Genomic DNA, 14,426 nt, shown 5'->3' on the forward strand with positions numbered 1-14,426 from the left:
TCGCTGTCGTGTTGCATCCGGCCGAAGCCGGACCGTGCCCCCAACGGGATTCGAACCCGTGCTACCGCCTTGAAAGGGCGGCGTCCTGGGCCGCTAGACGATGAGGGCGGCCCCGCCATCATTGCACACTCGCAACGTGAGCGGACTTGCTCCCACCCGGCCCCGCCGGAGGCCTCGAAAGCATACGTGATGTCGAACCGGTCGACCAAACCGGTATGGCCGCAGCTACGCGGACCCGAAGAAGCGCAGGTCAGGCGAGTTCCGTGATGCCGTGGTCGCGCTTGAGGCCGGCGATCAGCCGCTGGCAGGCGGCGAGGGTGGCGGCCCGGTCACCGCCCCCGTCGTGCAGCAGGACGACGGCTCCGGGACGGGCGGCGCGTTTCACCCGCTTCTCGATCGTGGCGGCGGTCGGCTTGGCCCAGTCCTTGGGGTCGACGGTCCAGTGCAGCGACCGCATGTCCAACTGCTTCGCGACCTTCACCACCTCGGCCGTCCACCGTCCGCCGGGCTGCCGGTAGAACGGCACCTCCGCGTCGGGGGCGGCCCGCCGGATCTCCTTGTTCGTGCGTACCAGGTCGGCGCGAATCTCGGCGACCGGCCGCCGAGCCAGGTCGAGGTCGTGGTTCCAGCTGTGGTTGCAGAGCTGGTGCCCCTCCCGGACGATCCGCCGGAGCAGCCCGGGGTGCTTGCGGACCTGCGTACCCACCACGCAGAAGATGGCGGTGACCTTGGCAGCCTTCAACCGGTCCAGCACCTTCGGCGTCCAGGCCGGGGTCGGGCCGTCGTCGAAGGTGAGGGCCACCTTCTTGGTGCCGGTGGTGCGGATCAGACCGGCCGGCAGCTTCGCCGGCAGGGGCAGCAGCGTCGGCGGCGTCGGCGGCACGGTGCGGACCGGCGACGGGGTCGTCTCCGGCGGCAGGGCCGCCGAGGGCGGCGGGCTGGCTGGGGCGCCCGCCCCGGGCGAACTGCCGCCATCACCACCGCAGCCGGTGACGAGCAGGACGACCAGGCCCAGGAGGCACGCGAGCAGGGCGTGGGGACGCATCGTTCGCTCCCGAGAGGAGTTCGGGTTACGCGGACCTCCAGACGCTAGTTCACCTGTTCCGGGTGGACCGACGGCGGGTCAGGACGTGACCGCACTCCGTGCGTACGCCGGACCCGTCAGCGCGACCGCCGTCCGCGGCGTGCCGAGCGGTCAGGACCCGGCCGAGTGGTCCAGCGAGTCCCGTACGGCGATGGCGAGCGCGACCGCCTCGGACAGGTCGATCGGGCGCACCACTGCGGTGGGCAGCGTGCCGGCTCGCCAGCCCGGCCCGGCCGCGAGCACCAGCAGCGGCCGGCGTGGCGCCGTGAGCAGGGCGCTGAGCTGGGCCGGATCGGCCGTGGCCCGGGTGTGCGACCAGACCACCACGGCGGCCGGTCCGGTCCGGTCGACCGCGTCCAGCAGCGCCGCCACCGGCACCCGGGCGCCGAGCATCCGGTAGCCGACGCCGACCTCGGCGAGCGCCGCGGCCAGCGCCTCCAGCGGCAGGCTGTGCTGCTCCTCGTCGGCGCAGGAGAGCAGGATGCGGGGCGGACCGGGCGCGGGACGGCCCATGGCAGCCGCGGTCAACGCCGCCGAGACGCACCGGGACATCAGGTGCTCCACCTCGATCAGCACCCCGGTCGCGGCGTGCCGCTCGCCGATCGCGGCGAGCACCGGGCGCAGCAGCCGATCCCAGGTGCCGACGACCCCGTCGGTGGCGATGGCACGGGAGATCGCCTCGCTGATCGCCGCCGCGTCCAACCGCATCGCGGCCCGGGCCAGGCCGCGGGCGGCCGGCCCGGCGCGGCCGACCGGAATGGTCGCGCCGCCGCCGTCGCGCGCCCGCTTCCCGGCAGGCATGCCCGCGGCCTGGGTGTCGGGTGTCTGCCGAGCCCAGCGGGCCGCCTCGGCGGGGCTGACCCCCTCGGCGGTGAGCCGCCGCATGATCTCCAACCGGGCCAGGTCGGGCGGGGTGTATCGCCGGTGGTGACCCGGGGCATGCTGGCTGGGACCGAGGCCGTACCGCTGGTGCCAGGTGCGCAGTGTGGTCACGGCGACCCCCAGCCGCCGGGCGACGACCCCCGCGCTCAGCGCCTCATCGGTCACCCGACCGCTCCGACGCGTCGCCGGCTCGCCGCCCGGTGGGTTCCGAGGGGTGCAGCAGCCGGTCCAGCACGCCGCTCAGCCACGGCGCGTACACGTCGGGATCGCGGTCGATGGCGACGGCCAGCTGCGCCGGGTCGACCCAGCGCAACTCGGCGACCTCCGCCGGATCCGGGCGCAGCGGCTGGTCGGTGCCGAACTCGCCGCGCAGGACGTGGTCGTACTCGACCTCGACCCGTCCGGTGGCCGGATCCTCGGCCCGGTAGAGATGGATCCCGACCTCGGTGAGCGGGACCGGGCCGGCGCCCAGTTCCTCCGACAGCCGCCGGTTGGCGGCTTCGGTCAGCGCCTCGCCGGGCCGCGGATGCCCGCAACAGGAGTTGGCCCAACGCAGCGGGAACCGGGTCTTCACGGCGGCGCGCCGCTGGAGCAGTACCCGGCCGTCCGGCGCGACGAGCAGTACGGAGAACGCCCGGTGCAACCGGCCCGGCGGCTGGTGGGCGGCGGCCACCGTGGCCGAACCGACGGGCCGGCCCGTGTCGTCGACCAGCTCCACCAGGTGGCCCTCCCGCGACTGTGGCATCAGAGCCGTCCTTCGCTCGCGACCGCGGGGCTGCGCCGCGCGTCGCTGTTCGTGCTCACCGGTTTCCCCCGGTCACCCGGGCGGCGGCGAGCTTGCCGGAGATGAGCACCATCGGGACTCCGACGCCCGGCTGGGTGCCGGAGCCGACGAAGACCACGTTGGACAGTGACCGGTGCAGGTTCGACGGCCGGAACGGCCCGGTCTGGAAGAGGGTGTGCGCGGCGGCGAACGGGGTGCCGGCCGCCATGCCCTGCTCGGCCCACTCCGCCGGGGTGATCGACCGCAATACCTCGACGCCCGCGCCGAAGCCGACGTACCCGCGTTGCTCCAGGGTGCGGACGAGCCGGTCGGTGTATCGGGCGGTGAGATCGCCGCGCCAGTCGAACGGCGCCCGGTCGAGGTTGGGCACCGGGGCCAGCACGTAGTAGGTGTGCCGCCCCGCCGGGGCCACCGCCGGGTCCGTCCGGCTCGGGTTGGTGACCAGCAGCGAGGGGTCGGACATCAGCTGACCGCGCCGGATCACCTCGTCGAACGTGCCCTTCCAGGCCCGCCCGAAGTGGATGTTGTGGTGGGCGATGCGGCGGTAGCCCTGGGTCGAGCCGACGTGTAGGACGACGCAGGAGGGGGAGTAGGTGAGCCGGCGCGGACGGGTCGGCGGGAGCAGGTCGCGGTAGGCGACCGGCAGGTCGGGGTTGAGCACCACGGCGTCGGCGGGGACGAACTCGCCGTCGGCGGTCGACACCCCGGTGGCCCGGCCGTTCGCGGTCTCCACCCGGGTGACCGTGGTGCCGTACCGGATCTTCACGCCGTGCTTCTCGGCGGCGCCGGCCAGCCCCCGGGAGACCGCGTGGACGCCGCCGCGCGGGAAGTACACCCCGGCCACCGAGTCGAGGTACGCGATCACCGCGTAGATGGCCAGCGCGTCGTGTGGGGCGAGCCCCGCGTACATCGCCTGGAAGGAGAAGATCCGCCGGGTGCGTGGATCCCGGAAGAACTGGTCGATCTTGGTCTGGAGGCGCCGGAAGGCGCCGGTGGCGACCAATTTGAGCAGGTTGGCGGTGAGCAGGTCGGTCGGCGCGTCGAGGTTGCGCTCGATGAAGTCCGCCCGCTCCAGCCGCCACAGGTTGCGGGCGAAGTCGACGAACCGCAGGTAGCCGTCGGCTTCCCGAGGCCCGCACACCCGGGAGATCTCGGCCGCCATCGCGGCCGTGTCGGTGCGCACGTCCAGCGTGGAGCCGTCCGGATAGTAGGCACGGTAGGCCGGGTCGAGTGGGACCAACTCGAGCCAGTCGGACAGCTCCTCACCGACGGCGGCCAGCGCCTCGGCGATGAGGTCGGGCATGGTGAGCACGGTCGGGCCGGTGTCGAACTCGTAGCCGTCGACGCTGAGCCGGCCGGCCCGCCCGCCCGGTACCGGTTCGCGTTCCAGCACTGTCACCTGTCGTCCGCTGCCGGCCAGGTGCAGCGCGCAGGCCAGGCCACCGAGGCCGGCCCCGACGACCACCACCCGATCCGTACGCCCGTCAACGGTCCGCACCGGCGACCACCTCTCTGGGTAGGGAGCCCATCATGCCCGCCGGCGGGTGGCGGCGCTGGCGAGACCGATCAGCGCGGTGCGCGCGGTCTCGTCGACGGCGACGGCGTCGAGCGCGGCCAGCGCGTCCTCGACCCGCTCGTCGATCATCCGCTCGACCCGTCCGACCGCGCCGGTGTCGACCACGATCTCGGCGAGCCGGGCGATCTCCGGTGCCTCGGACGGGTGGTCGGCGCCGTCGAGCGTCCGCAACTGAGCCGGGGTGGCCAACTCCCGGGCCAGCATCAGCAGCGCGGTCGGCTTGCCGGTGCGCAGGTCGTCACCGGACGGCTTGCCGGTGGTGGTCGGGTCGCCGTAGACGCCGAGCAGGTCGTCGCAGAGCTGGAACGCCTCGCCGACGGCCACGCCGTAGCGGGTGTAGGCGGTGGCCAGGGGGTTGTCCTCGCCGACACCGGCCAGGCTGGCGCCGAAGAGCAGCGGTCGCTGGACGGTGTAGCTGGCGGTCTTGTAGCGGGCCACCCGCAGCGCCCGGTCGACCGACCAGTTTCCCGCATCCGTCTCGCCGAGGATGTCGAGGTACTGCCCGGCGACCGTCTCCACCCGCATCCGGTCGTAGCCCTGGCGTACCTTGAGCAACCGGCTCGCTGGCAGGTCGGCGCGGGCCAGCAGTTGATCGGCCCAGACCATGCAGAGGTCGCCGATGAGCACCGCGACCGCCTCTCCGAAGCGATCGGAGTCGCCGTTGCGGCCGGCCGCGGCGTGTTGGGCGGCCACCGCCACGTGTGCGGTCGGTCTGCCCCGGCGGGTCGCGGAGGCGTCCATCACGTCGTCGTGGACCAGCGCGAAGGTGTGCAGCAGCTCCAAGGTGGCCAGCGCGGGCAGCACCGGGGTGATCGGCTCGTCACCGCCGATCACCCCGCGCCATCCCCAGTAGGCGAAGGTCGGGCGGACCCGCTTGCCACCCGTGAGGACGCAGTCGCGGGCGGTCGCGGCGAAGTCGCCCATCGCCGCGTCGATCTCGGTCAGCCCGTCGACCTCGGCGGTCAGGAATTCGGCAAGCGTCTCGTCGACCGCCGCGACGAGATCCCGGGTGTACGCCGCCAGCACCGCGCCGATCGGGTCGTCTCCGTCGACCGTCTGTTCAGGTGCCACGCGAAGGAGGTTACCGGTTGGTCCGTCGCTGGCCATGCCACCGAGCGTACCCTAAGGTGACAAGTTGCGTCGATTGGTGCATCGATTCAAGGGAGGGCCGGTGGACCTGGATCTCGCCGCTGCCTACGAGAGGTGTCGTGAGCTGCACAGACGTCATGGCCGCACCTACTATCTCGCCACCCGACTGCTGCCCGCATGGAAACGGCGGCATGTACACGCCTTGTATGGATTCACCCGGTACGCCGACGAGATCGTCGACCAGACGGACGCCCTGCCGCCGGCCGAGCGCGCGGCGCGGCTCGACGACTGGGGCGGGCGGTTCGTCGCCGGTCTGCACGGCGAGCGGGTGGTCGACCCGTTGCTTCCGGCGGTGCTGCACACCATCGCCGTCTTCGACCTCGACCGGGAGGACTTCGCCTCGTTCCTCAAGAGCATGGCGATGGACCTGACCGTCACGTCCTACCGCAGCTACGACCATCTGGTGGACTACATGGAGGGCTCGGCCGCGGTCATCGGCACCATGATGCTGCCCGTCCTGGGCAGTAGCGACGCGGCGGCGGCCCGCGAGCCGGCCCGCCAACTCGGCTTCGCGTTCCAGCTCACCAACTTCATCCGGGACGTCGCCGAGGACCTGGACCGGGGCCGGACGTACCTGCCGGATGAGGACCTGGCCGCCTTCGGCGTGAGCCGGGACGACCTGGCGGCCTGCCGCGCCGCCGGCCGGGCCAGCGAGCCGGTCCGCGAGTTGATCCGGTACGAGGTGACGCGGGCCCAGGCGCACTACGCCGCCGCCGCGCCGGGCGTCGTGCTGCTCGACGGTGCCTCGCAGGCCTGCATCCGCACCGCGTACCTGCTCTACGGCGGGATCCTCGACGAGGTTGCCGCCCAGGACTACGACGTGTTCGCCCGACGGGCCACCGTGCCGCAGCGTCGACGGATGGCGGTGGCCGCCGGCGTCCTGCTCGCCCCGACCGGTCGGCCGGTCGCCGTACCCGGACCGAAGGTGCGCTGAGCGGCTGCTGCCGCGTGGCCGGCTGGCCGCCGGCGGCAGGGTGCGCGATGCTGGCGTCATGGCGGAGCCGGAACTTGTGGACGTGGTGGTGCTCGGGCTCGGAGTCGGCGGCGAGGAGGTGGCCGGGCGACTCGCCGAGGCCGGGCTCACGGTCGTCGGGGTCGAGCGGAATCTGGTCGGCGGGGAGTGCCCGTACTGGGGCTGCATCCCGAGCAAGATGATGATCCGCGCGGCGAACGCCCTGGCCGAGGCCCGCCGGGTCGGCGAGCTGGCCGGCGCCGCCCAGGTCAGCCCGGACTGGGCACCGGTGGCGAAGCGCATCCGCGACGAGGCCACCGACGGGTGGGACGACCGGGCCGCTGTGCAACGGTTCACCGGCAAGGGTGGTCGTTTCGTCCGGGGTGGTGGCCGGCTCGACGGGCCCGGCCGGGTCCGCGTCGGTGACCAGGTCTTCCAGGCCCGGCACGGAATCGTGCTGGGCACCGGGACCAGCCCGTCGATCCCCCCGGTCGACGGGCTGGCCGACACCCCGTACTGGACCAACCGCGAGGCCATCGAGGTCGAGGAACTGCCCGGGTCGCTGCTGGTGCTCGGTGGCGGGGCGATCGGACTGGAGCTGTCCCAGGTGTTCGCCCGCTTCGGCGTACGGGTCACCGTGGTCGAGGCGTCCGACCGGGTGTTGGCCGTCGAGGAGCCGGAGGCCTCCGAGGCCGCCGCAGCCGCGCTGCGGGCCGACGGAGTGGAGATCCGCACCGGGATCAAGGCCGCCCGGGTGGAGCACGGCACCGAAGGCTTCACCCTGCGGGGCGCCGACGGCGAGGAGTTCACCGCCGAGCGGCTGCTGGTGGTGACCGGCCGCCGCGCGCGCCTCGATGAGCTGGGGCTGGACACGGTCGGCGTGGATGCCGGTCGGCGGTACCTCGCGGTCGACGACCGGCTGCACGTGACCGACGGGATCTGGGCGGTCGGTGACGTGACCGGCGAGGGCGCGTTCACCCACATCGCCATGTACCAGGCGTCCATCGTCGTCGCCGACGTGCTCGACCAGATGCGGCGGGCCCAGGGCGGGGCGGATCCGAGCGGCACCGCCAGCGTGGTCGGTGGCGCGGCCGGTGTGGCCAGCTCGCTGGCCGCCACCGGATCGAGCGGCACGGCCGGGTCGGTGCCCCGCGCCGACTACCGGGCGCTACCCCGGGTCACCTTCACCGACCCGGAGATCGGCGCGGTCGGCCTCACCGAGCGGCAGGCCCGGGAGCGTGGCATCAACGTGCAGGTCGGCTTCACGCAGCTCGCCTCGTCCACCCGGGGTTGGATCCACAAGACCGACGAGGTGGGCTTCATCAAGCTCGTCGCCGATGCCGACCAGGGGGTGCTCATCGGGGCGACCTCGGCCGGCCCGGCCGGCGGCGAGGTGCTGTCCGGGCTGGCGGTGGCCGTGCACGCGGCGGTCCCGCTGGCCCAGCTCCGGCACATGATCTACGCGTACCCGACCTTCCACCGGGCCATCTCCGAGGCGCTGCGCGACCTCGCCTCGTGATCTGACGTCTGGCTTCAATTCGCAGCAGATGGCTGTTCGATTCTTGCAGCCAGTAGACGTAGGATTGCGGCCGTGACGAAACGGCTGACCGAGGTTGCTCGCAAGGCGGGCGTCAGTGAGGCCACGGTGAGCCGGGTGCTCAACGGCCGCGGCGGGGTGGCCGAGGCGACCCGGACCGCGGTGCTCACCGCCCTCGACGTGCTCGGTTACGAGCGACCCAGCAAGCTGCGCGGAGAACGTGCCCGGCTGGTGGGGCTGGTACTCCCCGAGTTGCAGAACCCGATCTTCCCGGCGCTCGCCGAGGTGGTCACCGGCTCGCTGGCCCAGCGCGGGTTCACCCCGGCGCTCTGCGCCCGCACCATCGGCGGCGTCTCCGAGTCGGCGTACGTCGAGATGTTGCTGGACCACCAGGTCTCCGGCGTCATCTTCGCCGGTGGGTCGTACGCCCTGGCCGACGCGTCGCACGAGCACTACCGGCGGCTGACCGACCGCGGGCTGCCGGTGGTGCTGGTCAACGCCGGCGTGGACGCGCTCGGTTTCCCCCGGGTCTCCACGGACGACGCGGTGGCGGTGGAACAGGCGTACGGTCACCTGCACTCACTGGGCCACGAGCGGATCGGCCTGGTGCTGGGGCCGGAGGACCACGTGCCGTCGCAGCGCAAGCTGACCGCGATGCGGCCGGTGGCCGGCTGGGCCGACGACGTCGAGTGGGTCGAACGCTCCAGCTTCTCCATGGAGGGTGCCCGGGTCGCGGCGACCAAACTGGTCGACCGTGGGATCACCGGGATCATCTGCGCCAGTGACGTGTTGGCTCTGGGCGCCATCCGGGCGGTCCGCCGGCTCGGCCGGTCGGTGCCCGACGACGTGTCGGTGGTGGGCTACGACGACTCCGTCTTCATGACCTGCACCGACCCGCCGTTGACCACCGTGCGGCAGCCGATCGAGACGATGGGGCAGGCTGCGGTGGACCTGCTGGTCACCCAGATCGAGGGTGGCGGGGTGCTCACCGACGAGTTGCTCTTCGAGCCCGAACTGGTGGTGCGCGGCTCGACCGCGCCCACGCCGCGCCGCTGACCCGACCGCCCCCGACCGCCCCCGACCGCACTGCGCCGTCCGGTCGGTGGTCGGCAGCGCTGCGGCCGGCTTGAGGACAAATCATCGAGAAGCGGACCTGTGTGGCCGCCCGATGTAGCCCTGTCGCGATCTCTCGTGGATAAGTCGTGTCCTTGCAAAACAAGCACGATACCTTGCTGAAATGAGTCGCCCTCGCTACAGTGACTCCACTCACACCTGGCCGCGGAGTGGCTACTCCGGGTCAGTTCGCATGGCAGATACCGATCAGCAGCAGGCGACGCGGCGGTGACCGATCACCGCGGATCAAGCGAACTTCATGGCGACACTCGTTCCCGAAGGGATGGACAGATGTCCGTACCGCAGTACCGGAAGGCTGCGGCGTTGGCGCTCGTAGCCGGGCTGGGGCTCAGCCTCACGGCGTGCTCCACGAAGAGCGACGACGCGAGTAACGACGCGAGCGGCAAGGTCACCATCACCGTCGACTGCCAGCCGGTCGGCGCCCAGAAGGAGTTGCTGCAGAACTGGAACGAGGATGTCGCCGAGTTCCAGCGGCAGAACACCGACATTGTGATCAAGAGCGTCAGCGTCGGCGAGCAGTGCAACAACCCGCCGGACTTCACCGCCCGGCTGGCCGGCGGCACGGTCACCGACGTGTTCTACGGGTACATGACCGATCTCCAGCAGGTGCTCGACTCCGGCCAGGCGATGGACATCTCCGAGTTCGCCACCACGGAGACGATCCCGACCTGGGACAGCGTCGACCCCGCGCTCAAGGAGGTCTTCACCGACGGCGGAAAGCTCTACGCCGTACCGGTGAAGAACTACTCGATGGGCCTGGTCTACAACAAGGTGCTGTTCCAGCAGGCGGGGCTCGACGTGAACAACCCGCCGAAGACCTGGCCCGAGGTCCGGGACGCGGCCAAGAAGATCTCGGCGCTCGGCGACGGCATCGCCGGCTACGCGGAGTACAGCGCCGGCAACACCGGTGGCTGGCACTTCACCTCGCTGCTCTACTCCCAGGGCGGCCAGGTGCTGACCGCGGACGGCACCAGGGCCGACTTCAACAACGCCATGGGCAAGCAGGTCCTGCAGAACCTCAGGGACATGCGGTACGGCGACGACAGCATGGGTGCCCGCCAGCTGCTCCAGTGGGGTGACCTGCTGACCAACGCCGGCGCGGGCAAGGTCGGCATGTTCATCGGTGCGCCGGACACCACTCAGGCGATCGTCAGCCAGTTCCAGGGCAAGTTCGAGGACTGGGCGATGGGCCCGCTGCCCGGCCAGGACGGCGCGGCCAAGGGGACGCTCGGCGGTGGCGAGGGCTACTTCTTCAAGAAGGACCTCACTCCCGAGCAGGTCAGGGCCGGTCTGAAGTGGATCGCGTACCAGAAGCTGACGCCCGGCAAGGGTCAGTTCGACTACGTCCGGGCCAAGCCGCAGAACTACCCGGTGGGTCTGCCCCAGCCGCTGCTCTTCACCAACGGCAGTGAGGCGCAGAAGCAGGAACTGGAGCTGCGCAGGGCGAACGCGAACGTCGACACCGCCAACTTCGTGCTCTTCGAGGCGAACCCGGTCCCGATCAAGGGCGAGCCGCGCAACGCACAGGCGATCTACGCGGTGCTCGACGCGGCGATGTCCGGGGTGCTGACCAACCCGAACGCGAACATCGACGCGCTGCTCAAGACGGCCGAGGAGAAGGTCAACCAGATCCTCGCCGCGCAGAGCTGAGCCGAACGGGGTGGGGTCCGGCGCGCCGGACCCCACCCCAACCGCGCCGCACGTCCGGACACTGACTCACCAGGAGTTACGTTGGCGATCACCACCGTCCCGGGTGCCGGCCGAGCACCAGGTCGCCCCGCGCCGTCGTCTCCGGCGGGGCCACCGCGAACCAGCCTCGGCCGCAAGGTACGCGACAACCTCACCGGGCACACGTTCCTGATCGGCGCGGTGCTCTGCTTCGCGGTCTTCTCCTGGTACCCGATGGTCCGCGGCGTCGTGATGAGCTTCCAGCGCACCCGGCGCGGCGAGACCACCTGGGTCGGCTGGGACAACTACCTGCGGATCCTCGACGACCCCAGCTTCTGGACCGCCTGGAAGAACACGTTCTACTTCACCGCTCTCGCGCTCGTCCTCGGGTACGCGGTGCCGTTCTTCGTGGCGATCCTGCTGAACGAGTTCCGGCACGCCCAGGGGTACCTGCGGATCCTGGTCTACCTGCCGGTGATGCTGCCGCCCGCCTCGGCGCTCTTCCTCTTCAAGTTCTACGCGTACGACCCCAGCGACGCGGGGCTGTTCAACGCGATCCTCAAATCCCTGGGCCTGCCGACATCGCAGTGGATGCAATCCCCCGAGATGACCATGCCGGCGATGGTGATCGCGTCGACCTGGATGAACATGGGTGGCGCGGTGCTGATCTACCTGGCGTCGTTGCAGAACATTCCCGGCGAGCTCTACGAGGCGGCCGAGCTCGACGGCGCCGGGGTCTGGCGCCGGATTCGGCACGTGACGATCCCGCAGACCCGGCTGATCCTCGCGCTCCTGGCGATGCTGCAGATCGTCGCCACCATGCAGCTCTTCATCGAGCCGCTGATCCTCGCCAACGGCGCGGGCGCGGAGGACTCGGCGACCTCCGTCGCGTACCTCATCTACCAGCACGGATTCTTCCAGAACGATCTCAACGGGGCCGCGGCGCTGGGCGTGATCATGCTCGTGGTGCTGGCCGGCTTCTCCGCCGTCTACCTGCGGCTGACCGCGAAACAGGACTAGGACACGGACGACCCATGGCACACGACTCCGGGACCCGGACCCTCATCTCCCAGGCCCAGCTGCGGCGAGGGCGCGGCAGGGCGACCTACTGGATGCTGCTCGCCGTCGTGATCATCGGCTTCACGCTCGTCTTCCTCGGGCCGCTCTACTGGATGGTCACCGGTGCGCTCAAGTCCGGCCAGGAGATCGCGCAGACCCCGCCGTCGCTGTTCCCGCAGGATCCGCAGTGGCAGAACTACGCCGACGCGTGGAACAACCTGGATCTCGCCAAGCTGCTGTTCAACACCTTCTACTACGCGGCCGGCGCGGTGCTCTTCCAACTCGTCTTCGACACCGCCGCGGCGTACTCCCTGTCGAAGCTCCGGCCGGTCTTCGGCAACGTGATCCTCGGCATGATGCTGGCGACGCTGATGATCCCGGCGATGGTCCTGATCGTCCCGCAGTACGTGACCGTGATCGACCTGCCGATCCTGCACATCAACCTGCTCGACTCGCCGTTCGCGATCTGGCTGCCCCTGGTCGCCAACGCGTTCAACATCTTCCTGCTGAAACGGTTCTTCGACTCGATTCCGGAGGACCTGATGGCGGCGGCCCTGATGGACGGTGCGACGCCGCTGCGCACGCTCTGGTCGATCGTCCTGCCGATGTCGCGCCCGATCCTCGGCGTGGTCTCCATCTTCGCGGTGACCGCGGTCTGGAAGGACTTCCTCTGGCCGAAGCTGGTCATGCCGTCGCCCGAGACCCGGACGGTCAGCGTCGGCATCTATGCCTTCGCCGGCGGCACGCCGATGAACGTGGTGATCGCCGCGTCGGTGATCGCCGCGATACCGACCGTCGTCATCTTCCTGATCTTCCAACGGAACATCATGTCCGGTTTGACCACCGGCGGCCTCAAGGGATGACTCCCGAATCCAGAAAGCAGGTGCTCGTGTCCACAACAGACAGCGGTCCGTGGTGGCGGGGAGCGGTGATCTACCAGGTGTACCCGCGTAGCTTCGCCGACGGCAACGGCGACGGCATCGGCGACGTCGCCGGCATCCGGTCCCGGCTGAGCTACCTGTCCGCGCTCGGCGTCGACGCGATCTGGTTCAGCCCCTGGTATCCCTCGCCGATGGCGGACGCCGGCTACGACGTGGCCGACTACCGGGACATCGATCCGGTCTTCGGCACCCTGGCCGAGGTGGAGGCGCTGATCGCGGAGGCGCACGCTCTCGGCATCAGGAGCATCGTCGACGTGGTGCCCAACCACTGCTCCGCCGCGCACCCCTGGTTCCAGGCGGCCCTCGCCGGCGGCCCGGACGCGCCCGAGCGGGACCTCTTCTGGTTCCGCCCCGGTCGGGGACCGGGCGGCGACCAGCGCCCCACCGACTGGGTCGGCGAATTCGGCGGCCCGACCTGGACCCGGACCACCAACCCCGACGGCACCCCCGGTGACTGGTACCTGCACCTCTTCGCCCCCGAACAGCCGGACTTCAACTGGGACCACCCCCGGGTGCGTGCCGAGTTCGAGGACATCCTGGCGTTCTGGTTCGACCGGGGCGTCGACGGCATCCGGATCGACTCGGCCGGACTGCTGGTCAAGGACGCGACGCTGCCCGAGATCCGGCCGGAGCAAGCGCACCCGTTCCACGACCTCGACGGGGTGCACGAAATCTACCGGAGCTGGCGGCGGGTGGCCGAGGCGTATCCCGGCGACCGGGCGCTGATCGGCGAGGTGTGGCTGCCGGACCGGCAGCGGTTCGCCAACTATCTGCGCCCGGACGAGTTGCACGCCGCCTTCAACTTCGACTTCCTCGGCTGCGCCTGGGACGCCGCCGCGCTGCGCGAGAGCATCGACGGCACGCTCGGCGCCCACGCGCCGGTCGGCGCGCCCGCCACCTGGGTTCTCTCCAACCACGACGTCACCCGGCACGTCACCCGCTACGGCCGGGGCGACACCACGTTCAGCTTCGCCGGCAAGCGGGGAGGAGTCCCCACCGACCTGGAGTTGGGCACCCGCCGGGCCCGGGCCGCCGCGCTGCTGTCGCTGTCGCTGCCCGGCGCCGCCTACGTCTACCAGGGTGAGGAGCTGGGCCTGTGGGAGGTCGAGGACATCCCGCACGAGCTGCGGCAGGACCCGATGTTCCACCGCTCCGGCGGTGTCGACCCGGGCCGGGACGGCTGCCGGGTCCCGCTGCCCTGGGCCGGTGACGGGCCACCGTTCGGCTTCAGCCCGGACGGTGTGACCGCGCAGCCGTGGCTGCCCCAACCGGCCGACTGGAAGGACCGCACGGCCCGGACACAGGCCGACGACCCGCACTCGATGCTGGAGCTGTACCGCGCGGCAATCGCGTTACGCCGTACCGAGGCTGCGCTCGGCGACGGGGCGCTGAGCTGGCTGCCGGCCCCGGACGGCGTGCTGGCGTTCCGGCGGGATCCCGGGTTCACCTGCCTGGTCAACCTCTCCGGCGCGCCGGTGCCACTGCCGCCGCACACCGGGCAACTGCTGGCCAGCGGCCCACTCGACGACGGCCGGCTGCCCCGGACACCGCCGTCTGGCTGCGCACCGCGGGCGGGCCCGGATAGCCCGCACGGCGCCGGTGGTCCCGTCCCGCCACCGGCGCCGCCCGGCCGGCGGATCGCCCCGCCAAAGGCCGCCGA

The 14,426-nt window shown here is 71.3% G+C and carries 11 protein-coding genes, 1 tRNA gene and 1 pseudogene; 7 read left to right on the plus strand and 6 right to left on the minus strand.

Annotated elements, in window-relative coordinates; all coding sequences use genetic code 11:
* Positions 1-35 precede the first annotated feature (35 nt).
* The 6 genes from KIF24_RS30550 to KIF24_RS30575 all read right to left on the minus strand — a co-directional run bounded on the left by KIF24_RS30550 (position 36) and on the right by KIF24_RS30575 (position 5,433).
* Positions 36-108: transfer RNA gene (locus tag KIF24_RS30550), tRNA-Glu, on the minus strand.
* 142 nt (positions 109-250) lie between these two features.
* On the minus strand, positions 251-1,045 hold the full coding sequence (locus KIF24_RS30555; protein ID WP_221086983.1) for a polysaccharide deacetylase family protein: 795 nt from the start codon (positions 1,043-1,045) through the stop codon (positions 251-253).
* A 150-nt stretch (positions 1,046-1,195) separates the two neighbouring features.
* Positions 1,196-2,131 (minus strand): MerR family transcriptional regulator, encoded by a 936-nt coding sequence (locus KIF24_RS30560; protein WP_221086984.1) that lies wholly within the window; start codon positions 2,129-2,131, stop codon positions 1,196-1,198.
* On the minus strand, positions 2,121-2,711 hold the full coding sequence (gene idi / locus KIF24_RS30565; protein WP_221086985.1) for an isopentenyl-diphosphate Delta-isomerase: 591 nt from the start codon (positions 2,709-2,711) through the stop codon (positions 2,121-2,123). Before idi ends, KIF24_RS30560 begins: the two co-directional genes overlap by 11 nt.
* Before the next feature lie 55 nt (positions 2,712-2,766).
* Entirely contained in the window at positions 2,767-4,248 is a 1,482-nt protein-coding gene (gene crtI / locus KIF24_RS30570; RefSeq protein ID WP_221086986.1) for a phytoene desaturase family protein, read from the minus strand.
* Between the two features lie 30 nt (positions 4,249-4,278).
* Complete coding sequence (locus KIF24_RS30575; protein WP_221086987.1) at positions 4,279-5,433, minus strand: polyprenyl synthetase family protein; 1,155 nt, start codon at positions 5,431-5,433, stop codon at positions 4,279-4,281.
* A 64-nt stretch (positions 5,434-5,497) separates the two neighbouring features.
* Here KIF24_RS30575 and KIF24_RS30580 point away from each other — a divergent pair, with 64 nt between their 5' ends.
* The 7 genes and pseudogenes from KIF24_RS30580 (at position 5,498) to KIF24_RS30610 (ending at position 14,351) form a co-directional block, all read left to right on the plus strand.
* Complete coding sequence (locus KIF24_RS30580) at positions 5,498-6,409, plus strand: phytoene/squalene synthase family protein (protein ID WP_221086988.1); 912 nt, start codon at positions 5,498-5,500, stop codon at positions 6,407-6,409.
* Positions 6,410-6,467: 58 nt separating this feature from the next.
* Positions 6,468-7,946, plus strand: coding sequence for a dihydrolipoyl dehydrogenase family protein (locus KIF24_RS30585; RefSeq protein WP_221086989.1), 1,479 nt, complete (start codon positions 6,468-6,470; stop codon positions 7,944-7,946).
* Positions 7,947-8,018: 72 nt separating this feature from the next.
* The gene (locus tag KIF24_RS30590; protein ID WP_221086990.1) at positions 8,019-9,020 is read left to right on the plus strand and encodes a LacI family DNA-binding transcriptional regulator; all 1,002 of its coding nucleotides are present in this window, start codon (positions 8,019-8,021) and stop codon (positions 9,018-9,020) included.
* A 348-nt stretch (positions 9,021-9,368) separates the two neighbouring features.
* Positions 9,369-10,748: an ABC transporter substrate-binding protein gene (locus KIF24_RS30595; protein ID WP_221086991.1), complete on the plus strand. Its 1,380-nt coding sequence runs from the start codon at positions 9,369-9,371 to the stop codon at positions 10,746-10,748.
* Positions 10,749-10,829: 81 nt separating this feature from the next.
* On the plus strand, positions 10,830-11,786 hold the full coding sequence (locus KIF24_RS30600) for a carbohydrate ABC transporter permease (RefSeq protein WP_221086992.1): 957 nt from the start codon (positions 10,830-10,832) through the stop codon (positions 11,784-11,786).
* 14 nt (positions 11,787-11,800) lie between these two features.
* The gene (locus KIF24_RS30605; protein ID WP_221086993.1) at positions 11,801-12,688 is read left to right on the plus strand and encodes a carbohydrate ABC transporter permease; all 888 of its coding nucleotides are present in this window, start codon (positions 11,801-11,803) and stop codon (positions 12,686-12,688) included.
* Positions 12,685-14,351, plus strand: a pseudogene (locus KIF24_RS30610) (glycoside hydrolase family 13 protein). Before KIF24_RS30605 ends, KIF24_RS30610 begins: the two are co-directional and overlap by 4 nt.
* Positions 14,352-14,426 lie beyond the last annotated feature (75 nt).

It is taken from the genome of Micromonospora tarapacensis (assembly GCF_019697375.1).
Classification (GTDB): Bacteria; Actinomycetota; Actinomycetes; order Mycobacteriales; family Micromonosporaceae; genus Micromonospora; species Micromonospora tarapacensis.

Coding starts and splice junctions, on each gene's coding strand:
- KIF24_RS30555 (WP_221086983.1), bottom strand. CDS start 1,045: ATGCGTCCCCACGCCCTGCTCGCGTGCCTCCTGGGCCTGGTCGTCCTG.
- idi (WP_221086985.1), bottom strand. CDS start 2,711: ATGCCACAGTCGCGGGAGGGCCACCTGGTGGAGCTGGTCGACGACACG.
- KIF24_RS30575 (WP_221086987.1), bottom strand. CDS start 5,433: ATGGCCAGCGACGGACCAACCGGTAACCTCCTTCGCGTGGCACCTGAA.
- KIF24_RS30585 (WP_221086989.1), top strand. CDS start 6,468: ATGGCGGAGCCGGAACTTGTGGACGTGGTGGTGCTCGGGCTCGGAGTC.
- KIF24_RS30595 (WP_221086991.1), top strand. CDS start 9,369: ATGTCCGTACCGCAGTACCGGAAGGCTGCGGCGTTGGCGCTCGTAGCC.
- KIF24_RS30605 (WP_221086993.1), top strand. CDS start 11,801: ATGGCACACGACTCCGGGACCCGGACCCTCATCTCCCAGGCCCAGCTG.